This window comes from Rhizobium sp. Root482 (assembly GCF_001426565.1).
Classification (GTDB): Bacteria; Pseudomonadota; Alphaproteobacteria; order Rhizobiales; family Rhizobiaceae; genus Pararhizobium.
Genome location: NZ_LMFA01000021.1, coordinates 353,447 through 376,507 on the forward strand (window position 1 = coordinate 353,447; position 23,061 = coordinate 376,507).

26 protein-coding genes and 1 tRNA gene are annotated in these 23,061 nt (G+C 61.8%); 15 read left to right on the top strand and 12 right to left on the bottom strand.

Features of this window, described 5'->3' with window-relative positions:
* Positions 1-43 precede the first annotated feature (43 nt).
* A complete protein-coding gene (locus ASD31_RS15785; protein WP_056335623.1) occupies positions 44-1,093 on the top strand; it encodes a DUF4238 domain-containing protein in 1,050 nt (349 codons plus the stop codon).
* 437 nt (positions 1,094-1,530) lie between these two features.
* On the opposite strand, the gene ASD31_RS15790 is transcribed toward ASD31_RS15785, so the two are convergent.
* Genes ASD31_RS15790 through ASD31_RS15800 form a run of 3 tightly spaced genes read right to left on the bottom strand, consistent with a single transcriptional unit; the run spans position 1,531 to position 2,916 of the window.
* The gene (locus tag ASD31_RS15790; protein WP_056335626.1) at positions 1,531-2,058 is read right to left on the bottom strand and encodes a DUF1697 domain-containing protein; all 528 of its coding nucleotides are present in this window, start codon (positions 2,056-2,058) and stop codon (positions 1,531-1,533) included.
* Between the two features lie 36 nt (positions 2,059-2,094).
* Positions 2,095-2,463: a membrane protein insertion efficiency factor YidD gene (yidD, locus tag ASD31_RS15795; RefSeq protein WP_056335629.1), complete on the bottom strand. Its 369-nt coding sequence runs from the start codon at positions 2,461-2,463 to the stop codon at positions 2,095-2,097.
* A 6-nt stretch (positions 2,464-2,469) separates the two neighbouring features.
* Positions 2,470-2,916, bottom strand: coding sequence for an iron-sulfur cluster assembly scaffold protein (locus ASD31_RS15800; protein ID WP_056335632.1), 447 nt, complete (start codon positions 2,914-2,916; stop codon positions 2,470-2,472).
* A gap of 338 nt (positions 2,917-3,254) precedes the next feature.
* Between ASD31_RS15800 and folE the strand changes: the two genes are divergently transcribed.
* The 3 genes from folE to ASD31_RS15815 all read left to right on the top strand — a co-directional run bounded on the left by folE (position 3,255) and on the right by ASD31_RS15815 (position 5,523).
* Entirely contained in the window at positions 3,255-3,872 is a 618-nt protein-coding gene (gene folE, locus ASD31_RS15805; protein ID WP_056335635.1) for a GTP cyclohydrolase I FolE, read from the top strand.
* A 24-nt stretch (positions 3,873-3,896) separates the two neighbouring features.
* Entirely contained in the window at positions 3,897-4,349 is a 453-nt protein-coding gene (gene hisI / locus ASD31_RS15810; RefSeq protein WP_056335637.1) for a phosphoribosyl-AMP cyclohydrolase, read from the top strand.
* A 208-nt stretch (positions 4,350-4,557) separates the two neighbouring features.
* A complete protein-coding gene (locus ASD31_RS15815; RefSeq protein ID WP_056335640.1) occupies positions 4,558-5,523 on the top strand; it encodes a patatin-like phospholipase family protein in 966 nt (321 codons plus the stop codon).
* 66 nt (positions 5,524-5,589) lie between these two features.
* On the opposite strand, the gene ASD31_RS15820 is transcribed toward ASD31_RS15815, so the two are convergent.
* The gene (locus ASD31_RS15820) at positions 5,590-6,018 is read right to left on the bottom strand and encodes a CBS domain-containing protein (protein ID WP_056335642.1); all 429 of its coding nucleotides are present in this window, start codon (positions 6,016-6,018) and stop codon (positions 5,590-5,592) included.
* A 232-nt stretch (positions 6,019-6,250) separates the two neighbouring features.
* Positions 6,251-7,000, bottom strand: a complete 750-nt coding sequence (locus ASD31_RS15825) for a rhomboid family intramembrane serine protease (RefSeq protein WP_082520589.1) — start codon at positions 6,998-7,000, stop codon at positions 6,251-6,253.
* A 374-nt stretch (positions 7,001-7,374) separates the two neighbouring features.
* Between ASD31_RS15825 and ASD31_RS15830 the strand changes: the two genes are divergently transcribed.
* The 6 genes from ASD31_RS15830 (at position 7,375) to ASD31_RS15855 (ending at position 13,070) form a co-directional block, all read left to right on the top strand.
* On the top strand, positions 7,375-8,004 hold the full coding sequence (locus tag ASD31_RS15830; protein ID WP_056335645.1) for a PAS domain-containing protein: 630 nt from the start codon (positions 7,375-7,377) through the stop codon (positions 8,002-8,004).
* 80 nt (positions 8,005-8,084) lie between these two features.
* Entirely contained in the window at positions 8,085-8,693 is a 609-nt protein-coding gene (locus ASD31_RS15835; protein ID WP_056335648.1) for a PilZ domain-containing protein, read from the top strand.
* A 676-nt stretch (positions 8,694-9,369) separates the two neighbouring features.
* Positions 9,370-9,981, top strand: coding sequence for a transglutaminase-like cysteine peptidase (locus tag ASD31_RS15840; protein WP_056335650.1), 612 nt, complete (start codon positions 9,370-9,372; stop codon positions 9,979-9,981).
* Between the two features lie 347 nt (positions 9,982-10,328).
* Positions 10,329-11,063 (top strand): hypothetical protein, encoded by a 735-nt coding sequence (locus ASD31_RS15845; RefSeq protein WP_056335654.1) that lies wholly within the window; start codon positions 10,329-10,331, stop codon positions 11,061-11,063.
* 176 nt (positions 11,064-11,239) lie between these two features.
* On the top strand, positions 11,240-12,688 hold the full coding sequence (locus ASD31_RS15850; RefSeq protein ID WP_082520591.1) for a D-alanyl-D-alanine carboxypeptidase: 1,449 nt from the start codon (positions 11,240-11,242) through the stop codon (positions 12,686-12,688).
* A gap of 115 nt (positions 12,689-12,803) precedes the next feature.
* The gene (locus ASD31_RS15855; RefSeq protein ID WP_056335658.1) at positions 12,804-13,070 is read left to right on the top strand and encodes a hypothetical protein; all 267 of its coding nucleotides are present in this window, start codon (positions 12,804-12,806) and stop codon (positions 13,068-13,070) included.
* A gap of 67 nt (positions 13,071-13,137) precedes the next feature.
* Here ASD31_RS15855 and ASD31_RS15860 read toward each other — a convergent pair whose 3' ends face one another.
* Both ASD31_RS15860 and ASD31_RS15865 read right to left on the bottom strand, forming a co-directional pair.
* Positions 13,138-13,575, bottom strand: coding sequence for a DUF1489 family protein (locus tag ASD31_RS15860; protein ID WP_056335661.1), 438 nt, complete (start codon positions 13,573-13,575; stop codon positions 13,138-13,140).
* Positions 13,576-13,645: 70 nt separating this feature from the next.
* Positions 13,646-15,046: an L-serine ammonia-lyase gene (locus ASD31_RS15865; protein WP_056335865.1), complete on the bottom strand. Its 1,401-nt coding sequence runs from the start codon at positions 15,044-15,046 to the stop codon at positions 13,646-13,648.
* 251 nt (positions 15,047-15,297) lie between these two features.
* Here ASD31_RS15865 and ASD31_RS15870 point away from each other — a divergent pair, with 251 nt between their 5' ends.
* The 3 genes from ASD31_RS15870 to ASD31_RS15880 all read left to right on the top strand — a co-directional run bounded on the left by ASD31_RS15870 (position 15,298) and on the right by ASD31_RS15880 (position 17,551).
* Positions 15,298-15,990 carry a DUF599 domain-containing protein gene (locus ASD31_RS15870; RefSeq protein WP_056335664.1) on the top strand — a complete coding sequence of 231 codons (693 nt, stop codon included), beginning with the start codon at positions 15,298-15,300 and terminating at the stop codon, positions 15,988-15,990.
* An 82-nt stretch (positions 15,991-16,072) separates the two neighbouring features.
* Positions 16,073-17,074 (top strand): DUF1624 domain-containing protein, encoded by a 1,002-nt coding sequence (locus ASD31_RS15875; RefSeq protein ID WP_056335666.1) that lies wholly within the window; start codon positions 16,073-16,075, stop codon positions 17,072-17,074.
* Positions 17,075-17,077: 3 nt separating this feature from the next.
* Complete coding sequence (locus tag ASD31_RS15880) at positions 17,078-17,551, top strand: methyltransferase family protein (protein ID WP_056335669.1); 474 nt, start codon at positions 17,078-17,080, stop codon at positions 17,549-17,551.
* 25 nt (positions 17,552-17,576) lie between these two features.
* Here the strand turns inward: ASD31_RS15880 and ASD31_RS15885 are convergent, their stop codons facing one another.
* Together ASD31_RS15885 and mgtE are read right to left on the bottom strand one after the other, a co-directional pair.
* Positions 17,577-17,963, bottom strand: a complete 387-nt coding sequence (locus ASD31_RS15885; protein WP_056335671.1) for a MerR family transcriptional regulator — start codon at positions 17,961-17,963, stop codon at positions 17,577-17,579.
* 137 nt (positions 17,964-18,100) lie between these two features.
* Positions 18,101-19,528: a magnesium transporter gene (gene mgtE, locus ASD31_RS15890; RefSeq protein ID WP_056335675.1), complete on the bottom strand. Its 1,428-nt coding sequence runs from the start codon at positions 19,526-19,528 to the stop codon at positions 18,101-18,103.
* A 247-nt stretch (positions 19,529-19,775) separates the two neighbouring features.
* Here mgtE and ASD31_RS15895 point away from each other — a divergent pair, with 247 nt between their 5' ends.
* A complete protein-coding gene (locus ASD31_RS15895) occupies positions 19,776-20,276 on the top strand; it encodes a peptide deformylase (RefSeq protein WP_056335678.1) in 501 nt (166 codons plus the stop codon).
* Positions 20,277-20,332: 56 nt separating this feature from the next.
* On the opposite strand, the gene ASD31_RS15900 is transcribed toward ASD31_RS15895, so the two are convergent.
* A tRNA-Leu gene (locus tag ASD31_RS15900) sits at positions 20,333-20,417 on the bottom strand.
* 196 nt (positions 20,418-20,613) lie between these two features.
* On the opposite strand from ASD31_RS15900, the gene lipB reads away from it, so the two are divergent.
* Positions 20,614-21,366, top strand: coding sequence for a lipoyl(octanoyl) transferase LipB (gene lipB / locus ASD31_RS15905; RefSeq protein WP_056335680.1), 753 nt, complete (start codon positions 20,614-20,616; stop codon positions 21,364-21,366).
* Between the two features lie 25 nt (positions 21,367-21,391).
* Here the strand turns inward: lipB and ASD31_RS15910 are convergent, their stop codons facing one another.
* Both ASD31_RS15910 and ASD31_RS15915 read right to left on the bottom strand, forming a co-directional pair.
* Positions 21,392-21,991, bottom strand: a complete 600-nt coding sequence (locus tag ASD31_RS15910) for a hypothetical protein (protein ID WP_056335684.1) — start codon at positions 21,989-21,991, stop codon at positions 21,392-21,394.
* Between the two features lie 95 nt (positions 21,992-22,086).
* On the bottom strand, positions 22,087-22,974 hold the full coding sequence (locus ASD31_RS15915; protein WP_056335868.1) for a DMT family transporter: 888 nt from the start codon (positions 22,972-22,974) through the stop codon (positions 22,087-22,089).
* Positions 22,975-23,061: the final 87 nt, after the last annotated feature.

Genomic DNA, 23,061 nt, shown 5'->3' on the forward strand with positions numbered 1-23,061 from the left:
ACATGTTGTGTTTTCGGCCCGAGCAAGACATCATCTGGCCACCATGCCCGCCAACAAGTCACAGCATTTCGTACCCCGTTGTTATCTCCGCGCTTTCTGCGCAGATGGCGAAGGCGCTGCCATCAATTTGTTCAATATGGCCCGCGAGCAGTCGTTCGAATCGGCACCGGCGAAGGGACAGTGCGCAAAACCATACTTCTATGGACGCGATGGCGCTCTGGAGCGAGCGTTGCAGGAGCCCGAAGGTGAATACGCCGAAATCATGCGGCGCGTCGTCGAAGATCGCAATTCCGTGGCACAGGCAGACTTTCTACGCCTCCACACCTTCATGCTGCTGCAGTCCTATCGGAGTGCAGCGTGGATCGAGGGCCAAATCCGGCTAGCAGAGGCGGAACGCGCAACGGTGGCCGACGAGGCCACACCGGAGTTGCTGGAAAGCCTGGTTATAACGCACAAGATGGCCCTTCATCTCGCTCTGAGCGCATTCAGGAACAGCGTTGGAGGTACGGCCCATCTACGGACCCGGATTATCCTCAATCGCACGGCAGTACCATTCTTCACGTCAGATGATCCGGTGGTCTATACCAACCGCTTCCACCTGCAAAAGGACGTGCTGGGCGGGGCGGGCCTTGGCAGTCCGGGCGCCATGCTCTTCATGCCGCTGACGCCGCAGCTCCTGCTGTTGTCGTTCGACCCGGCCGTCTACCGCCTAGAGAAAAGGCTGGACGAACTTGGCGTAATCGACCGTGTCTCGGACGTGGCCACCTTCAACGACCTGCAGGCGGTCCACGGTCACGCTAATCTTTATTTTCGGGACTGGAGCGACCGGGCGCTCGTCGCGTCGATATACGAAAAGGCCAAGCCGCGCCGCAGGGCGACGTGGTATGAGGTTGAGACATTGCAGGAGACGGAGGCCGGCAGTAACACCTTCGTTGCCATAGCGGAGCGCTGCGTCCGCCACCCTGACCGCAGGGAAATACTTTATACGCAGCGCAACATACCCGCGCCCGCCGCATGGCCTTTGTTACTGAGTTATACGGAGCACGCACGCCGCGCCAAACGCGGCGTCGACCAAGCCAGTCTTTGGAGATAGTCGCCGCGAGTGGAAGCCCCTGCTAAAAGACGGTCTTTTCGCTGTCGGCCCCCCGATTGGCAACCGAACTCGACGTCCTGAGCGTCTGTTATCATTAGTTCCTCATCTAAACCTGCTAGTCGGCTACGGCCCCAAAGCGCTCGCTCACCCAGCCCAATACCGACGACCGCAACTGGCGCAAAACAGCCCCAGCGACATAAAAAATTCCATCCACGCTTTCCCCGCCCCCCAAACCTCCCGTATTTTGAAACTCCATCCACCGCCGACGGATCGCGTAACGTGTCGATGCGGGTGGAGCGCTTTCGTTTGCTGCGGGTACGTGCCGCGAGCGGCGGAAGAGGTGCGCACGCTGCGGAACCGCGAGTTTCTGTTGTTACAGGCTTCCCCTTCCCAAGGGCTGCAAGTCGGCTTGGGTCGGCCATGCAAGCTGCCGCCCTTCACCCCAGCATCGCTGCAAGCCCGTTGACGGTGTTGGCGTTGCGCAGGGTGCCGATGCCGAGCTTTTTCGTCGTCAGGTGCGAGAGCAGTTTTGTTTCGCTCGGCTTGCCGCGAAAGTCGATCCAGAGATCGCCGTTGACGAACGACAGGCGGATTTCCGGTGTCGCGATCCGTTCGAGCATCGCAAATTCCGGCGCGCCGAGCGGTTTTCGCATCACGCGCACGCAGACATTGGCACCGTCGCCGCCCGGATAGGGATTTGCTGCGGCAAGGCGTTTCCAGGCTTCTTCGGTGCGCAGGATGATATCGACGGGCTTGCCGAATGTTTCGCGGAAGGCCGTTTCCAGCCGGTTTTCGAGGGTGGCAAGCGGCGCCTGGTCCGCCTCGAAGATTAGGTTTCCGCTCGCCACCAGCGTGCGCGGATCGGCAAAGCCGAGTGTTTGCGCCATCGCCTTCAAATCCGCCATGACGACACGCCGGCCGGGGCTAAGCACGATGGAATGCAGGAGGGCGACATAGGTGGTCATCGGGCGCGGCGGTGCTTCATCGGCTCGGTCACGGCATCATCCCTTCTTGCCCTGCGAAACACGCCACAGGCGCCAGGGCGTCCACCAGCGGAAGCGCCGTTCCAGCATCTCCGGCACCGGATCGAGGCCGGTCGTGCCACCGGGGCCGCAGCGGGCGACGCGGAAGAGCGTAAGGAAGCCGCCCCGCCACAGGCCATGGCGGCCGATGGCCTCATAGCCGTATTCCGAGCAGGTCGGCAGGTGGCGGCAGGAATTGCCGATGAACCCGGAAAGCGTGAGCTGGTAGAGGCGGATAAAACCCATGCCGAGAAGGCGGTCCGGCGTCTTGCGGAACGGACCCTGCCAGTTGCGGCCCCTATAGGGCCGGCGCGCGGCGGCATGCCGGCAGTCCGGGGCGTCGCACATCGGCGCTCACCCAGCCCTTTCCAGCCGCTTCGCCTCGATCTGGCCGATGGCATCGACCACCGCGTCGAAGGTGAGCATGGTGGAGGCGTGGCGCGCCTTGTAGTCCTTGACGGGTTTCAGGAAGCGCATGTCCTCGAAACGGCCGGTCGGGCCCTCGCCGTCGGCCTTCAGCATGGCCAGCATGTCCTCGCGCGCCGTGCGGATTTCGTCCGCCGTCGCGCCGATGATGTGGCGTGCCATGATCGAGGACGAGGCTTGGCCGAGCGCGCAGGCTTTGACCTCATGGGCGAAATCGGCGACCGCGTCGCCCTCCATTTTCAGCCCGACCCGGACCTTCGATCCGCAGAGCCGCGAATGGGCGCTCGCCTCGGCATCGGCGTCGGCAAGCCGGCCGCTGCGCTCGATATTGCCGGCGAATTCGAGAATCCGGCTGTTGTAAATATTATCCATCATTCGACGCGATTCCACGGGTTTTGCGCGTTTTCAGGCCATAGGCGCATGATTTTCTATCGTATCCAGGAAAAAAACACAGTGTCTCCGCCTGCGCCCCTTTCACATATATCCCGGCCTATTATATGCTATGTCGTGTGGAGGCGACAGGTTCGCAAGAGCGAACAGTCGCCTGTTGTTTGGGAAACCGTGCCGGACGATCCAGAGTCCTTAACCTCTGAAGATCCGAAAGCCCCGGAGCCCGCCGACGGAAACCAGGCCTGTACGTCAGGTCAATGGCCAGTGGCGAGTTGTCCGAAAAGATAAACGTCAAGTAACCCGGTGTTACGCAAGAGGCCATTATGGACGCCATCGTCAAGACTTTTCCTCCCCTGCCCGTCAGCGATGGCAGGCCGAGCCAGAAAGAGGCCGAGGACGCCGTGCGCGTTCTCCTGCGCTGGGCCGGCGACGATCCGCAACGCGAAGGCCTGGTCGATACGCCGGCGCGCGTCGCCAAGGCTTACAAGGAGCTGTTCTCCGGCTATGACCTTGCCGCCGAGGACGTGCTTGGCCGCACCTTCGAGGAGGTTGCCGGCTATGACGACATGGTGCTGGTGAAGGACATTCCCTTCTATTCCCATTGCGAGCACCATATGGTGCCGATCATCGGCAAGGCGCATATCGCCTATCTGCCGAATGGAAAGGTGCTCGGCCTGTCCAAGCTCGCCCGCGTCGTCGATATCTATGGCCGCCGCCTGCAGACGCAGGAAACCATGACGGCGCAGATCGCCAAGGCGATCGATGATACGCTGCAGCCGCGCGGCGTCGCCATCATGATCGAGGCCGAACATATGTGCATGGCCATGCGCGGCGTGCAGAAACAGGGCTCGACAACGCTGACCACCACCTTTACCGGTGCCTTCAAGACCGAGCCCGCCGAACAGGCCCGCTTCATGACCATGCTGCGGGGCTTCAAATAGGCTCCCGCCCAAGGGAGCCTTCCGATGACCATTCCGTTTGCCCCGCCATCCGCCGACAAGACCGAGCTTGAATCCGGCTCCACTTTTACGCCTCGTTTCGATGCCAACGGGCTGATTACCGCCGTGGTCACCGATGCCGGGGACGGCGTGCTCCTGATGGTGGCGCATATGAATGCCGAGGCGCTGGCGCTCACCCTTCAAACCGGCATCGCCCATTATTACAGCCGCTCGCGCAAAAGCCTGTGGAAGAAGGGCGAGACCTCCGGAAACCTGCAGAGCGTGATGGAAATCCGCACCGATTGCGACCAAGACGCGCTCTGGCTGAAGGTGCGCGTCGCCGGCCATGACGCAACCTGCCATACCGGCCGCCGCTCCTGCTTCTACCGGGTGGTCGAGACCCGCGACGGGGTCACGTCTCTTAACATGGCTGACACCGAAATTCATTTCCATCCGGACGAAGTTTACGTCAAAAATTAAGCATCCGGCTTGTTTTGATACAATGTTTTCCCGCGAATTCATAAATTGGCAACCAGACCGGGAGCCTAATCCTGCAAGGACGACAAGTTCCGCCGGGAACACCCATCGGGACGGTCCGCGATAGAATGGCTTACCGGACGGGCTTGCAGCGCAGCAATGCGGGGCGTTACGGTCTTTGACAGCGTGTTCTGCGGCATGGAGGTGCCGGATGTTGAACTGGACATTTAATCGCAGCGGCATGACCGCGGACGCATCGGCCCCCGGCGGCCCCTCCCACGCCCTGGCTGCCCCTCCCCCCGAACCGGCAAAGCCGGCCAAGTCGAAGATCGCGCTGGCCCTTGGCGGCGGCGCGGCGCGCGGCTGGGCCCATATCGGCGTCCTGAAGGCGCTCGACGAGGAGGGCATCGAAGTCGGCATGATCGCCGGAACCTCGATCGGCGCACTGGTCGGCGGCTGCTATCTTGCCGGCAAGCTCGACGAACTGGAAACCTTCGCCCGTTCCTTGACCATGCGGCGCATTGCCGGCCTGCTCGATTTCGCGATCGGCGGCGGCGGGCTCTTCGGCGGCCTCAGGCTGACGCGGCGCATGCAGGAACATCTGCAGGACATGCTGATCGAAAATCTCGACCGCCCCTTCGTCGCCGTGGCGACCGAGGTGAATTCGGGCCATGAGGTCTGGCTCGGCGAGGGATCGCTGATCACCGCGATCCGTGCCTCCTATGCGCTGCCGGGGATTTTCGAACCGATCAAGTGCAACAACCGCACGCTGGTCGATGGCGCGCTCGTCAATCCGGTGCCGGTCTCGGTTTGCCGCGCCTATGAGCAGCAGCTCGTCGTTGCCGTCAATCTCAACTACGATCTCTACGGCCGATCCGCCGTCATCAAGCACCGCGCCGACAACCAGCCCGTCGATCATCAGCAGAGGCCCGGCCAGGACCAGACATCGCGGCTCGGCATGACCAGCGTCATGGTGCAGGCCTTCAACATCATCCAGGACCGGATTTCGCGCGCCCGGCTTGCCGGCGATCCGCCGGATCTCGCGCTGCATCCCAAGCTCAACGATATCGGCATGTCGGAATTCCACCGCGCCGGCGAAGCGATCGATCGCGGCTATCTCGAGACCAAGGCCCGGCTCAGTGAATTGCAGCGCCTGCAAGAGGTCCTGGTTCGCTGATCCCCAGACACAACAATGCCGCGCCGGATCGTTCGGGCGCGGCATTTTCATGGCACGGCGAAGATTCTATCCGGCGATATAGGCCTTGATCTGCTCGGCCTCGCTTTCGATGGCGCGGATATGATGGCGCACCGCATCACCGATCGAGACGATGCCGACGAGGCGGCCGTTGCTTTCCACCGGTAGATGACGGGCGCGCCGGTCGTTCATGATTTCCATGATGTCGTTGATGCTCATATCCTCCGTGCAGCTATGAACCTTCGACCACATCAGTTCCGCGACCGGCTGCTGCAGACAGCCGGCACCGAACTTGGCCATTGCCGCCACCACGTCGCGCTCCGTCAGAAGGCCCGCGACCTGATCGCCGGGCTTGACGACGACCACCGCGCCGATGTGATTTTCATGCAGCAGCCGGACGGCCTCATGCATCATCGCCTGCGGATCGACCGTGACGACCCGGCGGCCCTTTTCATTCAGTATGGCTTGCACAGACATTCCAAAACTCCCGTTTCAGCACCTGCGTCCGACCGGGAGAGCGATAACCGCCAAGCGCAAGGCGCAATCGGGGGTCTGAACCGCTCCGCAAAGGACAGACGTCATTCCTGTCGCGTTGTTCGCCCATCCGGCAGCGCCGCCAATTGCCTGCGGCGACCACCTTCGGACGGGAATGGTGCGCCACGGCGAACGGAAAATCAAGCACTCGCGGTAAGATCGCAGCCGCACGGTTTCAGTCCTTCGGATCGAAAAGACCAAACAGCAGGAAGCCGAACAGAAAGCCGCCAATGTGCGCTTCCCAGGCGATGGAGGTGGCGCCGCCGAAGGCGAACATGCCAAGCCCGATCAGGATATTGGTCACGAACCAGACGCTGGCAAAGACCACGACAGACCGGTTCGACAGGGCTTCACCGATCGGCAGGCGGCGGTTGAGATGGGCGAACTGGCGGCTGATGCGGCCGCTCGGCGAAAAGACGAATCGGGCCGCCGCTCCCATCAGGCCGGCAACGACGCCGGAGGCGCCGATGACGACGGCCATCTCCCCCCAGTGAAAGACCATGTGCAGCGCCACCGCGGCGACGGCCGACAGGCACCAGAAGACCGCAAGGCGCACCATGCCGATGCGCCGGACCACCGGCGCGCCGAAAGCCACCATCCAGAAGCCGTTGAACACGAGATGCTCCCAGGAGCCATGCAGGAAGGAATAGGTCACCGGGCTCCACAGCCAGGCAAGGCCCTGTTCGGCCAGCGAATGAACATAGCGGGCGGGCAGGAAGGCGAATTCGAAGATCACCAGATCATCATATTCAACGGGCAGGAGATAGGTGCGCACCGCATGGACCGCGATAAGGAAACCGAGGATCGCAAGCAGTCCTGAGGGCAGGTTGAAGGCCGGTTCGCGCTGCGGCGATGCACCCTGCCCCTCCTCTTCACCTGGCGGATGGCCTTCCGGCAGCACAGTATGTTCCGGCTGGTCTGTCATGGTTCTTCACGTCTTTCCGCAGGCCGGCGACGGCCGCTTGTCGGCCTCCGCTTTAAACGATTCCCGCCCGCACCGACAGCGCCGGTGTGCTGGCGCATGATCATGGTTGAAGACGCCCGAAGAAAAAAGGCCGTCCAGTCGAAACCGAACGGCCGTCGAGCCCCCAAAACCCCGAGCCCTGAAATTATGTGCCGAAGGCAATCCTTCGTGAAGTGATGCCCTTTCATGCCATTCCGGCGGCCGGCCTTCAATCTAAACCAAACATTAACCTTAATATCCGGCTGGCACGGAAATCGCACTGCGGTCTCAAGGGAGCATTTTTCTCCGCGGCCTGTGCCAGATCGGTACAGGACCGTTTCAAACGGAAGCATCGCATGCGCAGCAAGACCATCATCGACCTCTATGCCTACTGGGACGAATTGCGCGGACGCCGCGATGTCCCCGATCGCGGGCAGATCGAGCCGGCCCATATCCGCACACTTCTGGCCGAACTGTTCATCCTGGAAAGAACACCGCGGGTGGATATCCGCTTCCGGCTTGCCGGCACGCGCATCTGCGCGCTGTTTCAACGGGAATTGCGCGGCTCGGCCTTCGACGCATTGTGGCGCGGCGAGCAGATCGGCCGGATAGCAAGCCTTGCCGCCGAAGTGATGGCGCAGAAGATGCCGGTCGTGCTTTGCGCCTCTGCGCTTGCCGCCAACGGCGACCAGGTGGGAACGGAAATCATCCTCCTGCCGCTGAAATCGCCCGATGGCGCGGTGGATCGCATCGTCGGCGCGCTGGCGCCGCTGTCGAAGCCGCATTGGCTGGAGGCGACGCCGGTAAACTATCTCAGGCTCGGCGACACCCGGACGCTCGACACGGAAAAGGCCAGCCTCTTGCGTCGGGACCATGCGGAAACGAGCCCGCCGCGTACTCCTTCCCGCCTTCCCGAGAGAACATTTTCCGGCGCGATCCGCCGAGTCCTGCATCTCAGCGTCCTCGACGGCGGCCGGCGCGACTGAGTCTTGCCCGTAATAAAAAACTTTCTATTAACCGGATGAGCGTAAAACAGGGTTTGGATGGACATCGCACAAGTGTAGACATGTATTCGTTTCAGCAAGCGCAGAACACCGGCCCCAAGCAGCACAACGAAGGCGCCTTCCAGCGCGTCTCCGTGAACCTGACCGGCCGCCTGATGCTGGCCAATCACGACGAATTCGAATGCACCGCCATCGACATGTCGCCCGGCGACGTTCTCTTTACCTGCGATGCCCGCCCGCGCGCCGGCGAACGCATCATCGCCTATGTCGATCATGTCGGGCGGCTTGAAGGCACGGTCTCGCGCCTTGCCGACAATGCCTTCGTCATCCAGATCAACGCCACCGACCGCAAGCGCGAAAAACTGGCGGCGCAGCTGACTTGGATTGCCAACAAGCACGAACTGGGCCTGCCGGAAGACCGTAGGCACGATCGCCTCGCCCCCCGCAGGACCCGCACCGAGATCACGCTCGACGACGGCAGCAAATATGTCTGCCGCATCATCGACCTGTCGCTGTCGGGCGCGGCCGTGGACATGGAAACGCGCCTGCCGCTCGGCACGGCGATCCTGCTCGGCAGCATGAAAGGCCGCATCGTGCGGCATTTCCAGGAAGGCGTGGCGATCGAGTTCCTGGGAATTCAATCGCGCGAGGCGTTGAGAGAATTTCTCTAGGCTCCAGAAGCGCCGACGGCCACAACCCATCTTTCATACCCTTTCCCACCACCTGATGATCTTGCAGAGACCAAGCGCGCTTCACCGGCGCGCCTTTTCGCATGTCCGCGACCTGCACTGAAACGGCACGCCGGAAGCCCCGATCGACCGCCGGCGAGCGATCAATGACGGGCCTACTCCCGCCGCCGACGCCGTCAGCGCTCCAATCTGGCACAGTCGGAAGCGATCGACTGGAGCAGAACGAGACGAAAATCGTGACGGCCTCCGTTTTTTTTGAAGAAAAATCAAAATTATTTCGGCGGTTCGCCCGTCGATTCAACGTCGAAACACATCCTGCCATGGTAAACGAAGACTGATTCCCGAGACCGCGCGCAGTGGGAACGGGGTGGATCGATGCCAAGCACGTCTCGTGCCCGGTGCCCAGCCGTAATGCCCTTTCGAAAAACTCGAATTCTTTCAACCGCAAGGATGGTTTACGCATTCTTTCGCGACCGCCCATCGGGTGTAGGCAGGCGCAAATTTAGATGGCATTTGAATCAATATAATCTAAAATTATATTCAAGTTTAAATTTGATTTTGTACATATTTGATTTGAGTTTGTACTTAGTTTTACTTCCGATATTCGTGCGCAATAAAAATCTCGGTGTCATTGTCACTCCAGAACGGGGAGACAGACATGACAAAGAAAAATTTCCTGAAGACCGGCCTCATCGCCGCCTTCCTTTGTGCGGCGGCAGCCCAGTCGGCCTTTGCCTTTTCCGCCAACATGACCACGGACGGCGCAACCAATCCGCCGGTCGGCCACTACGAATTCTGCCGCAGCCAGCCGCAGGAATGCCGCAGCAATGGCGGCAGCGCGGCACCGACGGTGCTGACCCGCGATGGCTGGAAGAAAATCCTCGAGGTCAACTACGACGTCAACGAAGCGGTGACGCCGATGACCGACATGGAGATCTACGGCGTCGAAGAGCGCTGGGCCTATCCCGACAAGGTGGGCGATTGCGAGGATTATGTGCTCTTGAAGCGCAAGCTGCTGATGCAGGCAGGCTTTTCGCCGTCCAACCTTTTGATCACGGTCGTCCTGCAGCCGAATGGCGAGGGCCATGCAGTGCTGACGGTACGGACCGACCGCGGTGACTTCGTTCTCGACAATATGCGCAACAAGGTGCTGCTCTGGTCCGAGACCGAATATACGTTCCTGAAGCGCCAGTCGAACGAGAATGCCGGCCGCTGGGTGAAACTGCAGGATGGCCGTGCAGTGGCCGTCGGCAGCGTGCAGACGCAGTAACCACCGTCACGAGACATCGCGCTCCGGACCGGGATGCCCGGGGCGTGCATGAAAAGGGCTTTGGTCGTCCCCATCCCCGTCCCTGACCAAGGCCTCTCGGCCGGTTCCGCTGTCCCCGGAACCGGCCGTTTTTTTTTCTTTCCGCCCCTTCTGAAACGCAGAGCGGGAATAATGGGCGGCACAGGCGGGTGGCGACCGATACGATGATATTCACCGGATATTAACCATGTTGACGCAGCGTTTCGCCTGGCTGCTCAAAGAGCATGCCGTTTGCCACGCCTGTTTCCCTTCGAGATGGGCGCTGCCGAGACCGCCGCAGCCACTCACGGGAGCACCGTCGTTACTCGATGACCGCCAAGCCCCAAGCCACCAAGGACGACGCCTATCGTCCGCTGATCTCGGCCCGCTTCGTCTACGGCCTGACGGCGATCGCGGTGGGGCTTGCGGCCTTGACCGGAGCAATCAGCCTCGCCGGCCGCTGGTGGGGTGAAAACCTGGCACTTGCCGGCCATACGACAAGCACGGAACCGCACGACATCTTCATCGGACAGGACCATCTGCGCCTGCCCTCCAATGTGATGCGCTTTGCAGCGCAGCGTGCGACTGGCGTTGCCGAGCGCGCCGATCTCTACCTTACCTGGCCGCAGATGGAGGGGTATAGCGACGATGCCCGCAGCCTCTTCAATGACGTCAATCGACCCAGCTCGCTGATTTTCCTCGAAATTTCCCAGAGCACCATGTCGCGCGACATGTCGGGCCGGCTGGAGCCGATCTACAGCCATCTGTTCGAGGGCGCGCCACTACCCGGCCCGGCGGGACTGATGCGCCATGAGATGAAGGAAAATTCCGGCTATGGCGAGGAGGTCTTCTTCACGGCTGAAGAAGAGGAAGGCCGGCATTACGCCGTGCGCTGCCTGATGCCGAAGGCGCCCGACCTTTCAACGAGCGCCGATTGCCAGCGCGATATCCACGCCGGACGCGATCTTGTTGTGCTTTACCGGTTTTCCAGCCAATTGCTGCCACAATGGCACGCCATCGACAAAGCCGTCGCGCGATTCGTGACGGACCGACTGATCCCCTGAGACTGGAATAATCGCGGTTGCTTTTCGTTCAACGGACATCTGTACCGACATGAAAAAGATGCGCCGATTATGGAAACCAATCATTCATCATAAACCGATTGGTAACGCTATCCCGCTACTGTTTTCAGAACGGCCGTTTCTGGAGGCGACGGCCGGACGACATCTCGTGAAAAAGAATGAAGAGTAGTGTAGTGTCCCAATCCACATTCGACGGTTCCGTTCCACACAGCCCGGTCCCATTCTTCAAAAAGGCTTGCCGGATACTGCTGGTATCGCTGGTTGCCTCCTTCACGGTCGTCTCCACCGCCGCTGCGGCCGAATATGCCGGCATCGTCGTCGATGCCAAGACCGGCAAGGTGCTTTACAGCGAAGACGCCGACAGCCTGCGCTATCCGGCCTCGTTGACGAAGATGATGACTCTTTACCTGACATTCGAAGCCCTGGAGGCCGGAAAGATCAGCAAGAGCACGCCGGTCCCCTTCTCCAAGAACGCCGCCGCGGAAGAGCCTTCGAAGCTCGGCGTGCGGGCTGGAAAGTCGATCACCGTCGAACAGGCCATCCTTTCCCTGGTCACCCGATCGGCAAATGACGCGGCAACGGCGCTCGGCGAACTGCTTGGTGGCTCGGAGGAGCGGTTCGGCCGGATCATGACCAACAAGGCCCGTGCCCTCGGCATGACCCGGACTACCTATCGCAATGCAAACGGCCTGCCGAACACGGCGCAGATGACCACGGCCCGCGACCAGGCCCGACTCGGCATCGCGCTACGCCAGCATTTTCCGCAATATTATTCCTATTTCTCGACCCGCAGCTTCCGCTTCGGCAAGCAGACCATCGGCAACCACAACCGGCTGCTCGGCAATGTGCGCGGCGTCGATGGCATCAAGACCGGTTATACCCGTGCTTCCGGCTTCAACCTGGTGACCTCGGCCCAGGCCGACGGCCGCAGCATCGTCGGCGTCGTGATCGGCGGTAAATCCGGCCGCAGCCGCGATGCCCAGATGCGCGCGCTGGTGGCGAAATACATGCCGCAGGCCTCGCGTCGCGGCGGCGGCAACCTGGTGGCAGAGACCGCCGATGCGCCGACCATGGAAGTAGCGGCAAGCGCGACCGGCGGCAGCTTCAACCTGCCGACCAACGGTCCGGTTCCGGATTTCCGCTATAGTGGCGAAACCACCCAGAGCGTGGAAGTCGCCTATGCGGCACCGGCCAAAACGGGCAACAACCCGCTTCTGGACGACAAAGCAATGGCAAACACGCTGCAGGCACAGAGCCGCAAGGTCGCCGCTGTCGTGCCGGTTCCCGCGGCCGACGTCGACAACCAGATCACCAATTCGGTTTCCAAGGTGCAGACCGAAGCCGCCACCGAAGCCAAGCAGGCAGGCTGGGTCATCCAGATCGGCGCGACGCCGGACAAGGACCAGGCGATGAACCTGCTCGAAAAGGCCAAGGACAAGGGCGGCAAGGCCCTGCGCGGCGCCACGCCGTTCACGCTTGCCTTTGCCAGCGACAATGGCCAGCTCTACAGGGCACGGTTCGGTGGTTTCTCCAACCAGGACAAGGCCGTTTCCGCCTGCAAGGCCCTGAAGCGCAACGGCGTCGCCTGCTGGGCAAGCCTGCAATAGTAAATGCCGTCGTTCCGAAGCGCCATGCTTCGGAACAGCAGCGACACGTTTCGATCATCGGCCACAGTCAGCCGGCGATCCTCCTCGGATTTGGTAGTGCGTAACGAGGTCAGTTATGGGAATGAACGAGAATGGCCGGGGCATCACGCCCATGCCGGACAAGAAACGGAAGTCACCACGCTCCAGCCTGCACCCCCTGCACGAGGCGGCCATGCGCATCGCCGAACTGGGAAGCAAGCCGCGGGCAAGGACGAAGGATCTGGTGACGCTGCTCCTGACCCACGGGGCCCGGGCCTGGCGCTCGACCCAGCCGGACGCCGAACTCCACCTGCATGTGACATCGCCGTCCGGGCGCTATCCGATCCGGCTTCGCATTCGATAAGCGGTTCCCTCATCGAAAATCATATCGAGCCCGGCATTGCCGGGCTCTTTCGTTTTAAATGAACATTTCAGAGAAGGCCGAGTTCGGCGAGTTCGCGGCGCAGATCGAGCGGCAATTCGGCCGCCCCGGCGCCCAGTGCTGCAAGATCGCGTGGCGCCTCCGATGGCTGCAGATAGCGCCACCCCTGAAAGGCGCGGCGCGGTTGGTAGGTGGTTTCGACGACCTGAGGGGCGAGGATGAGATTGCAGCGGCCGATGCCATCGGTATCGGTAAAGCTGCGAATATCCATCAGGCTCTGGCGGGCCTGTACCTGCCCCTTGATCACCCAGTAGAGCGATCCGCCGTCGAGCAGTTCCTCGACGCGCTTGGGCACCATGCGCGTGGTGTGGAAGGAATGCGGCTCGAGGCCGGCGGCGATCGCCGTCAGCGCCTTGCGCGACACCCATTCATTGAGGTCGTCGATCGAATCCGCTCCGACGCAGAGTTTTACGAGATGCAGGGCCATGGCGGTGTTGAATACCTCCCGGACTGTCCCGGTCAAGCCCGTCGGTCAATCATTCCACAATCGTGGCAGATCAACACTCGACGACATTGACGGCGAGACCGCCGGTCGACGTCTCCTTGTATTTGTCGTGCATGTCGGCGCCGGTCTGGCGCATCGTCTCGATACAGGCATCGAGCGGCACGAAATGCTGGCCGTCTCCCTTGATCGCCAGCGAGGCGGCGGTGACGGCCTTGACCGCGCCGAGCGCGTTGCGTTCGATGCAGGGCACCTGCACGAGGCCGGCGATCGGATCGCAGGTCATGCCGAGGTGATGTTCGAGCGCGATCTCGGCGGCATTCTCGACCTGTTCCGGCGAGCCGCCCATGACGGCTGCAAGGCCAGCGGCGGCCATTGCGGAAGCGGAGCCCACCTCCCCCTGGCAGCCGACCTCGGCGCCGGAGATCGAGGCGTTGAACTTGATGATTCCGCCGATGGCGGCGGCCGTCAGCAGATAGTCGCGGATACCGTGATGATCGGCGTCCTCGTGAAAATGCAGATAATAGCGGATGGTGGCCGGAACCACGCCGGCGGCGCCATTGGTCGGCGAGGTGACGACACGGCCGCCGGCGGCATTCTCCTCGTTCACCGCCATGGCATAGACGCTCAGCCAATCGTTGGCGAGCAGCGGATTGACCTTGTTGGAACGCCACTCGTCCTGCAGCTTGTCATGGATCATGGCGGCGCGGCGGCGTACCTTCAGGCCGCCGGGCAGGATTCCGGAACCGGTCAGGCCCCGGTCGATACAGCTTTTCATCGCCGCCCAGATCCGGTCGAGGCCCTCGTCGAGCTCTTCGCCCGACATCGAACATTCCTCGTTGGCGCGCTTCATCTGGGCGATCGTCAAGCCGGAGCGCGCCGCCATTTCGAGCATCTGCCTGGCGGACGCGAAGGGATAGGGAACCTTTATCCCGCCCGGCTTGGCCTTGCTTTCCTTCATCGCTTCCAGTTCCGTATCGGTCACGACGAAGCCGCCACCGATGGAATAATAGACGCGCTTGAGCAAAAGCCGCCCATCGCGGTCGAAGGCGGAAAAGGACATGCCGTTGGCATGGCCCGGCAGCGGAACCTTCTTGTCGAAAACCAGGTCGGTCTTCGGTTGGAACGCGTAAGCCGGATGGCCGGGGGGCGTGACCCGGCCGGTACGCTCGACCTCCTCGATGATCGGGTCCATGCGGTCGGGATCGACGCGGTCGGGGCGCTCGCCCATCAGGCCGAGGATGACCGCCCTGCCCGTGCCATGGCCGATGCCGGTAAAGGCGAGCGAGCCGTGCAGGCTCGCCTTGATGGAGGCGACGGCGGCATTGGCCGGACGCGGCCAGTCGCTCGACAGGATCAGCTCGAGAAAGCGGTTGGCCGCCGACATCGGCCCCATCGTGTGGGAACTCGACGGGCCGATACCAATCTTGAAGACATCAAAAACCGAAAGAAACATTCCAACTCCGCCCGGACTGGAGGGTGCGGCGATATCGCCGGCCATGCCAGTCGCATCAAACTAGAATATCGGCCCCCGTGTACCCCGGCGGTGTACCGACATCCGCTTCCGCGCGTGCGACACGATCCGCAGCCGGATGCCTGTAGCACGATCCCTGCCCTTAAGTCGCCATGCCGCAGGGGCGATTTCAAGAGGCGTCGCAAACTTTCCGCATGGCTTGCAATTTCGCCAAACCATGCCAGAAACAATGCATGACATTGACCGACTATATCGCGCTTTCGGTTTTCGCGCTTCTGTGGACCGGTTACAACTGGGCCACCGACGGCCGTGTGCAACTGAGCCGGGTCAGCCTGACACGGCTGATGATGGATCACCGTCGCCGCTGGATCCTCAATTCGCTGACGCGCGACCTGAAGATGATCGACAGCCAGATCGTTGCCGGACTGCAGGCGGGAACGGCCTTCTTCGCCTCGACGACGATCTTCGCACTGGGCGGCTGTTTTGCGCTGCTGGGCGCCACCGACCAGGTCCAGTCGATCATGAACGACCTGCCTTATGTCTTTCACGGCGGGCGCAGCAGTTTCGAGCTGAAGGTCGGCGGCCTTGCCTGCCTGTTCGCCTATTCGTTCTTCAAGTTCGCCTGGTCCTACCGGCTGTTCAACTACTGCTCGATCCTGATGGGCGGCATTCCGATGATGTCGGACATGGTGCATGACCGCCCTGGTGCCGAGCGCGCCGCCGAACGGGCCATCCAGGTCAACATCCTGGCCGCCAAGAATTTCAATGCCGGGCTGCGCAGCATCTTCCTGTCGATCGGCTATCTGGGCTGGTTTGTCAGTCCCTATGTGTTCATGGCACTGACCGTCTTCGTCATCTTCGTCCTGGCGCGCCGGCAATTCTACTCGGAAGCGCGCGCCGCCCTTCTTGACGACACAAACTCCTGAAATCCAGGCATGACACGGTGAGACGGTGCGCCTGGCGCAAGCTCGCCGGGCTATGTTTCATCGATCCGGAAAGCCTGACATCATGTCGATTATCGATAGTGGCACGAAAAACGAAGCTGAAGCCGTGGCGATACCGGTAAAGCGGGGACGCATATGGGCGATAGATGCCCTGCGCGGCGTGGCGTTGATCGCCATGGCGACCTACCATTTCTCCTGGGACCTCGAATATTTCGGCTATCTCGAGGCGGGCACCGTCGGGGCCGGCGGCTTCAAGCTCTATGCGCGGCTGATCGCCGGCAGCTTCCTGTTCCTGGCCGGCGCCAGCCTCGTGCTCGGACATTTTCCGATCCTGCGGCCAAAATCCTTCCTCACGCGCCTTGCGCGGATCATCGCCGCGGCGCTGGTCATCACCATCGCCACCTGGTTCGCCTTTCCCGACAGTTTCATCTTCTTCGGCATCCTGCATTCTATCGCCGCCGCCAGCGTGATCGGACTGGTCTTCCTGCGCCTGCCGGCCCTGGTGACGCTTGCCGCCGCCTGCGCGGTGTTCGCCGCTCCCTTCTATCTGCGCTCCCCTCTGTTCGACATGCCGGCGCTCTGGTGGGTCGGGCTTTCGCAGACGCTGCCGCGCTCGAACGACTATGTGCCGCTCCTGCCTTGGCTGGCGCCCTTCCTTGCCGGGATGGCCGCCGCGCGGCTGGCGCTTTCCTTCGGCTGGCTGGAGAGATTGCGCGGGGTGACGGACAAATGGTGGAAGACCGCGCTTTCGACAGCCGGGCGGCACAGCCTGGCGATCTACCTCCTGCACCAGCCGCTGCTGTTCGGCCTCGTCTTTCTCTTCGCGCTTGTCTTTCCGGCTGCAAAACCCGATCCCGTCGCGGCTTTCCAGTCAAGCTGCGTCGCCAGATGCAGCGAGAGTGAGAGCGTCGGGCTCTGCACGCGTTTCTGCGACTGCACGCTCGACGAACTGATGGCCGCCGATCTCTTCGAGCCCTTGAATGCCGGCAAGACCGACGCCGAGGCGAACGCGCATATTGCGCGAATCGCCGAGCAATGCACGATGGATGCACGAGCGAAGGAATAGGACATGAACGCCTATCGAGCCAAACCGCTAAGCTACCCCTGGCCACCCGTTCTTTACGCGGCGGCAGTGCTGGCGGCGGTTTTTCTCGAACGCATGGCGCCGATCGCCGTCTCGCACAGTCATGGCTGGGCGCCCTGGCTTGCCGGCTCACTGCTGGTGACGATGGCGGTCTCGCTCGATATCTGGGCGGTGAAGACGCTGATCGAAAGGCGCACGACGGTGCTGCCGCACCGCTGCTCTTCCCATCTGGTGACCTGCGGACCGTTCCGCTTCACCCGCAATCCGATCTATCTCGGCGATACATTGATACTGGCCGGCCTCGGGCTGATCACGCTCAATCCGTGGTGGCTCATCATGGCCAGCGCCACGGTCGTTGTCGCCACCGCTTTCGCCGTCCGCAAGGAGGAACTGCATCTCCTGTCGCGATTCGGCTTCGAATTCGAACGCTATCGTCGCGCCACCAGCCGCTGGATCTAGGAGCATCCCCTAGACTTCAGCCCGCTCAGGTCCCCACGCCGATTTCGGCCAGGCGCGTCAGGCAGGCTTCCTCGACATTACTCAGTTCTTCAAGCGTCTCTTCGATGTCCTTGCGCTTCTGGTTGAGCTCGTCGCGCTTTTCCTCGACGCGCTTCATCAGCAGTCGCAATTGCCCGGCTTCGCCCGGCGGATCGCGATAGACCTGGATGATTTCGCGGATTTCGGCGATGGTGAATCCGATACGGCGGCCACGCAGGATTTCCATGATCAGCCGGCGGTCTGCCGAACGGAACAGCCGGGTGCGGCCGCGCCGTTCCGGATTGATCAGGCCCTCATCCTCGTAGAAGCGCAGCGTCCGGGTTGAAACGCCGAATTCCCGTGTCAGCTCGGTAATGGTATAATATTTGTTCACGCCTGCCTCGTCTGGAACCGCAACCTGGCGCAAGGCCGGAAACGAAAGTTGCGATTGTAATGCGCCGCCTGTCTTGGCCCAACCTGGTTGGCGAAGACAGGGTCAGTGTTATTGACTTTGACGTAAAAGTCAAACTTTCAGCCGACGTGAAACCACCAGGTGGCGAGCCCGAGGAATGCGAAAAAGCCGATGACATCGGTGACCATCGTGAGGAAGACCGCCGACGAAACGGCGGGATCGGCGCCAAACCGGTCGAGCAGCAGCGGGATCATGATGCCGGCAAGGGCAGCGGCGATCATGTTGATCAACATGGCGACGGCGATGATGCCGCCAAGATTGACATCCTGAAACCAGGCGCCGGCGGCAAGCCCGATCAGGACCCCGAAAAGCAGGCCGTTCAGCAGGCCGACGCCCGCCTCGCGGCGAATGACCCGAAACGCGTTGTGAATGTCGAGATTGCGGGTTGCCAATGCCCGAACGGTTACCGTCATCGTCTGCGAACCGGCATTGCCGCCCATGCCGGCGACGATCGGCATCAGCACCGCAAGGGCGACGATCTGCTGGATGGTGGCATCGAACAAGCTGATGACCGAGGCGGCCAGGAAGGCCGTCACCAGATTGACGAGCAGCCAGACGATACGCGACCGGGAGGCATCGATGATCGAATCGGACAATTCCTCGTCGCCGACGCCGCCGAGGCGCATCAGGTCCTCCTCCGCCTCCTCCTGGATGACGTCGACGACGTCATCGATGGTGAGGACGCCGACCAGCCGGTTGTTCTCATCGACGACAGCGGCCGACAGAAGGTCGTACTGCTCGAACAGCTGGGCCGCCTCTTCCTGGTCCATCTCGGCCGGCACCGGATGATTGGTATCCCGCATGATCGTCTCGATCTTGACCGAGCGCTTGGAACGCAGGAGGCGGTCGAGATCGAGCGCGCCCAAAAGCTTGAAGGTCGGGTCGATGACGAAAATCTGGGTAAAGCTCTCGGGAAGATCGGCATCCTCGCGCATATAGTCGATCGTCTGGCCGACCGTCCAGAAGGGCGGCACCGCGACGAATTCCGTCTGCATGCGGCGGCCGGCCGTGCTTTCGGGATAGTCCAGAGACCGGCGAAGCCGCACCCGCTCGGTGAACGGCAGCTTGGAGAGGATTTCCTCCTGGTCCTCCTGGTCGAGGTCCTCGAGAATATAGACCGCGTCGTCGGAATCCATTTCGCCGAGTGCCGCGGCGATGCGCTCGTTCGGCAGATGCTCGACGATGTCGAGACGGATCGCCTCATCGACCTCGGTCAGCGCCGACAGGTCGAAATCGTCGCCGAGCAGCGAGACCAGCGCCCGGCGCTGATCCTGCTGGATCGCCTCCAGGAGGTCACCCATTTCAGAGGCATGCAGGCGGGCGACGTGCTGGCGGAGATAGAGCAGATCGCGATCGGCGACGGCGGCGCCGACATGCATCAGATAGTCCGAGCGGACCGAACCGTCTTCCGCATAGATATCGAAGCCGTCATAGACGTCTTCGTCCACCGGGATGCGATCCCCATCCTGTCCGCCGATGTTGCTCATCGCCCCGCCTCAAAAGAATTGCAGCCGCCCAAGGCGCTGGCGCAAGGCCGGGCGCGACGAGGGATGCCTGTCGGTTCACGGTGGTCGCGGCACCCAGACGGATGCCGTATTTCCCCTGCTAAACCAATCGGGCGGCAAGGTCCACCTTCGGATGGAACGGCGGGTCGATGCCGTTTCATTTTTGTCCAAGCTGTTGCAAAATCATGCGAATTGTTTAGGTCTTGGGGCCTGCATGGAGGAGCCCGACATGGCCAAACGTCCGATCCTGCGCTATCCGGACCAGCGGCTGCAGCTGCCGGCGCTTGCCGCGGAACGGTTCGGCGCGGAGCTTTCGATACTTGCCGGCGATCTTCTCGAGACGATGCGGGCGGCGCCCGGAATAGGCATCACCGCGCCGCATATCGGTGTGCTGCAACGCGTTACGGTCATCGAACTCGACGCCGCCACGGGCGCCAGAACCTATGTGAACCCGAAAATCCTCTGGTCATCGGACGAAACGATCCTGCATGCGGAAGGCAGCGTCTCCATGCCCGGGATCAGCGAAGAGGTGCTGCGCGCGCACCGGGTTCGCGTCGGCTATCAAACCTTGTCGGGAGAACAAGCGGAGGAAGACGCCGAAGGTCTGATGTCCATCTGCCTGCAGCACGAGATCGACCAGCTCGACGGCATCTTCTGGCTGCAGCGCCTGTCCCGCCTGAAGCGCGACCGTGCGGTCAAACGGTTTTCCAAGCAGATGAAATCGGGCTGAACGGAGATACAAAAAAACCCGCGCGAGGCGGGTTCTTGTCCTGGCTTTGAGCCAGATGGTGCGGTCGAGAAGACTCGAACTTCCACGGGTTGCCCCACAGCGACCTCAACGCTGCGCGTCTACCAATTCCGCCACGACCGCATCGTGGTAGGTGCCCGATTGCTCCGGCGGGGCTGCATGTAGCAAAAGCATTTGGGGTGCACAAGGGCATGACGACAGAAAGTTGACGGCGGCAGCGACTATTTCGGCGGACCTCTCTCCGCGGCCCCGAGTTTGCTGGACTCCGGGGCTCAAAGATACCATTTAGAGGGCAGATTTAAGCAGGATCGAAAGCATCATGCACCGCGAAAGCCTTGAAAAGACATTCTTCGCAGCACCGGGCCAAGCGCCCGTGCGATGGAGAATCGCCCCTGCCCCCGTCGCCTATCTGGATGCGATCGAAACCATGGAGCGCGAAGCCGCCGCCATCGCCGCCGGCGAGGCCGACGAGCTCGTCTGGCTGGTCGAGCATCCACCGCTCTATACCGCCGGCACCAGCGCCGATGCCGCCGACCTGGTGATGCCCGACCGCTTCCCCGTTTTCCAGACTGGCCGGGGCGGCGAATATACCTATCACGGGCCGGGCCAGCGGGTCGTCTACACCATGCTCGACCTCAAGCGGCGCAAACAGGACGTGCGCGCCTTCGTGGCCGCGCTGGAGAGCCTGGTCATCGAAACGCTGGCCTCGATGAATGTCAGGGGCGAGCGCCGCGAGGACCGGGTCGGCGTCTGGGTGCGCCGTCCCGAACGGCCGGCGCTCGCAAATGGCACTGTCGCCGAAGACAAGATCGCCGCTATCGGCATCCGCCTGCGCAAATGGGTGAGTTTTCATGGATTGTCGCTGAATGTCGAACCCGACCTCGACCATTTCGGCGGCATCGTACCCTGCGGCATTCGCGGCTACGGCGTCACCAGCCTCGTCGATCTCGGCCTGCCGGTGGCGATGGCGGATGTCGATCTGGCGCTTCGCCAATCCTTCGAGGACATATTCGGGGCAACCATTGCCGACGAAGCGCAGGTTTCCGCCTCTGACAGCCGGTCTTTCGCTTAAGGCGATTCCCGGCCGGCAAGCGGCCTCAGGCGGCGGCGGTTGTCTGCGGCTGTCCCGTCAGGATGCCGATCCGACCGAGCATGCGACGTTCGCCGGGCGTCAGATGGCGGCCGCGCGAGCGTGCAATGGCGCTCATCACCCGGCTGACCAGCGCGATATCGGCCTTCAGCAAGCCGTGTCTGCGGCTGCCCCGCATTCCGGCCCAGGCGCCGGTCTCCTCGCTGATGGCAAGATGGATCTGTTCCAGCGCGAAGATCGACAGGCTTTCGGGAATATGGGAGGCCATGTCGATGACATGGAACAGGAGTTCAAGTTCGATCGGCGAGCTGACAACGCCACGCGTCGAAATCATGGAGATCAGCCAATCAGCATTGAATTCGTCCATGGCGCCCTGCGGATAGCAGTAACGGACAATGAAATCGGTCATCGTCTCGATGAAATAATGGTGCCATTCGGGACATTTTTCGCTGCAGGAATTGTTGATCGCCAGGAGAATCACCGCATCCTGCGACGTGGAGAGCCCCTGGACGAAAACATGATCGCGCAGAATGTCGATATCTTCGGCAGTCAGCCGTATTTTTCCGGCGATCACACGTGCTGGATACGAAAGATGAAGTTCGCCCATCTCTTTCCTCCCGTTTCGTCATGAAACTGCAACTAGGGTAGGACCAAGCTCTTTCCAACATGAAAAGAATAAGCCTGAACAAAGGCTTGCACGATTCATTCAATTTTTACCTTTGACCGCTCGCGCCAGATCATGAACAGGCCGGAGCCGACGATGATGGCGATGCCCAGCCATTTCGACGAGGTCGGGAATTCATCGAAGATCAGGAAGCCGAGCGCGGTGCCGGTGATGATCTCGAAATAGTGGAACGGCGCCAGCAGCGAAGCGGGCGCGGCCTGGAAAGCCTTGACGACAAGAAGGTGGCCGTAACCGGAGATAACCCCAAGCGCGACGACCAGAACCCAGCCGAGCGCGGAATGGGGAAGCGAAGGGACGAAATCCACCGCGCCGGCACCATGCCCGACCGCGATCACCACCATCATGAACAGCGAGCCGCCGATACCGGCGACCGTCTGCATCGACAAGGGCGTGTCGGCGGCACCGAGCGCCCGGTTCATCAATAGATAGCAGGCAAACAGGAAGGCGCATCCCACCGGCAGCAGCGCCTTGAGCCCGAACAGTTCGAAACTGGGCTGAATGACGATCATCGCGCCGCCGAAGCCGACGACGATCGCCAGCCAGCGCCGCCAGCCGACCTTTTCGCCGAGCACCAGGGCGGAAAGGCAGGTCAGGATGAAGGGCTCGACGAAATAGATGGCGAAGACATCGGCGAGCGGCATGTATTTGACGGAAACGAAGAACAGAAGCGCGGCGGCGGCCAGAAGCACGCCACGCAGCAGGTTGTACCAGAGCCGTTTTGGCTTCAGTGCCTTAAGGCCGCCGGAGGAAACGAGAAGCGGCAGCACCGACAGGAGCTGGAAGAAGAAGCGGTAGAACGTCACCTGCCCCGGCGACATGCCCTGATAGACCGCCATATATTTGGCGATCGCATCCATGCAGGGCAGGATGATCATCGCGACGAGCAGGATCGCGACGCCCTGCATGGCGCTATGGGCCGGCGCGGCGACGGCAGTGGACGACGGGATGGTCACGCGGAAACTCCAGACTGGGTGATCCGGCAGGAAGCCGGG

What these genes read in the sequence shown, in the direction of transcription:
- ASD31_RS15785 (WP_056335623.1), top strand. Translation starts at nt 44, where the DNA reads ATGCCCGCCAACAAGTCACAGCATTTCGTACCCCGTTGTTATCTCCGC.
- ASD31_RS15790 (WP_056335626.1), bottom strand. Translation starts at nt 2,058, where the DNA reads ATGACCACCTATGTCGCCCTCCTGCATTCCATCGTGCTTAGCCCCGGC.
- yidD (WP_056335629.1), bottom strand. Translation starts at nt 2,463, where the DNA reads ATGTGCGACGCCCCGGACTGCCGGCATGCCGCCGCGCGCCGGCCCTAT.
- ASD31_RS15800 (WP_056335632.1), bottom strand. Translation starts at nt 2,916, where the DNA reads ATGATGGATAATATTTACAACAGCCGGATTCTCGAATTCGCCGGCAAT.
- folE (WP_056335635.1), top strand. Translation starts at nt 3,255, where the DNA reads ATGGACGCCATCGTCAAGACTTTTCCTCCCCTGCCCGTCAGCGATGGC.
- hisI (WP_056335637.1), top strand. Translation starts at nt 3,897, where the DNA reads ATGACCATTCCGTTTGCCCCGCCATCCGCCGACAAGACCGAGCTTGAA.
- ASD31_RS15815 (WP_056335640.1), top strand. Translation starts at nt 4,558, where the DNA reads ATGTTGAACTGGACATTTAATCGCAGCGGCATGACCGCGGACGCATCG.
- ASD31_RS15820 (WP_056335642.1), bottom strand. Translation starts at nt 6,018, where the DNA reads ATGTCTGTGCAAGCCATACTGAATGAAAAGGGCCGCCGGGTCGTCACG.
- ASD31_RS15825 (WP_082520589.1), bottom strand. Translation starts at nt 7,000, where the DNA reads ATGACAGACCAGCCGGAACATACTGTGCTGCCGGAAGGCCATCCGCCA.
- ASD31_RS15830 (WP_056335645.1), top strand. Translation starts at nt 7,375, where the DNA reads ATGCGCAGCAAGACCATCATCGACCTCTATGCCTACTGGGACGAATTG.
- ASD31_RS15835 (WP_056335648.1), top strand. Translation starts at nt 8,085, where the DNA reads ATGTATTCGTTTCAGCAAGCGCAGAACACCGGCCCCAAGCAGCACAAC.
- ASD31_RS15840 (WP_056335650.1), top strand. Translation starts at nt 9,370, where the DNA reads ATGACAAAGAAAAATTTCCTGAAGACCGGCCTCATCGCCGCCTTCCTT.
- ASD31_RS15845 (WP_056335654.1), top strand. Translation starts at nt 10,329, where the DNA reads ATGACCGCCAAGCCCCAAGCCACCAAGGACGACGCCTATCGTCCGCTG.
- ASD31_RS15850 (WP_082520591.1), top strand. Translation starts at nt 11,240, where the DNA reads ATGAAGAGTAGTGTAGTGTCCCAATCCACATTCGACGGTTCCGTTCCA.
- ASD31_RS15855 (WP_056335658.1), top strand. Translation starts at nt 12,804, where the DNA reads ATGGGAATGAACGAGAATGGCCGGGGCATCACGCCCATGCCGGACAAG.
- ASD31_RS15860 (WP_056335661.1), bottom strand. Translation starts at nt 13,575, where the DNA reads ATGGCCCTGCATCTCGTAAAACTCTGCGTCGGAGCGGATTCGATCGAC.
- ASD31_RS15865 (WP_056335865.1), bottom strand. Translation starts at nt 15,046, where the DNA reads ATGTTTCTTTCGGTTTTTGATGTCTTCAAGATTGGTATCGGCCCGTCG.
- ASD31_RS15870 (WP_056335664.1), top strand. Translation starts at nt 15,298, where the DNA reads ATGACATTGACCGACTATATCGCGCTTTCGGTTTTCGCGCTTCTGTGG.
- ASD31_RS15875 (WP_056335666.1), top strand. Translation starts at nt 16,073, where the DNA reads ATGTCGATTATCGATAGTGGCACGAAAAACGAAGCTGAAGCCGTGGCG.
- ASD31_RS15880 (WP_056335669.1), top strand. Translation starts at nt 17,078, where the DNA reads ATGAACGCCTATCGAGCCAAACCGCTAAGCTACCCCTGGCCACCCGTT.
- mgtE (WP_056335675.1), bottom strand. Translation starts at nt 19,528, where the DNA reads ATGAGCAACATCGGCGGACAGGATGGGGATCGCATCCCGGTGGACGAA.
- ASD31_RS15895 (WP_056335678.1), top strand. Translation starts at nt 19,776, where the DNA reads ATGGCCAAACGTCCGATCCTGCGCTATCCGGACCAGCGGCTGCAGCTG.
- lipB (WP_056335680.1), top strand. Translation starts at nt 20,614, where the DNA reads ATGCACCGCGAAAGCCTTGAAAAGACATTCTTCGCAGCACCGGGCCAA.
- ASD31_RS15910 (WP_056335684.1), bottom strand. Translation starts at nt 21,991, where the DNA reads ATGGGCGAACTTCATCTTTCGTATCCAGCACGTGTGATCGCCGGAAAA.
- ASD31_RS15915 (WP_056335868.1), bottom strand. Translation starts at nt 22,974, where the DNA reads ATGCAGGGCGTCGCGATCCTGCTCGTCGCGATGATCATCCTGCCCTGC.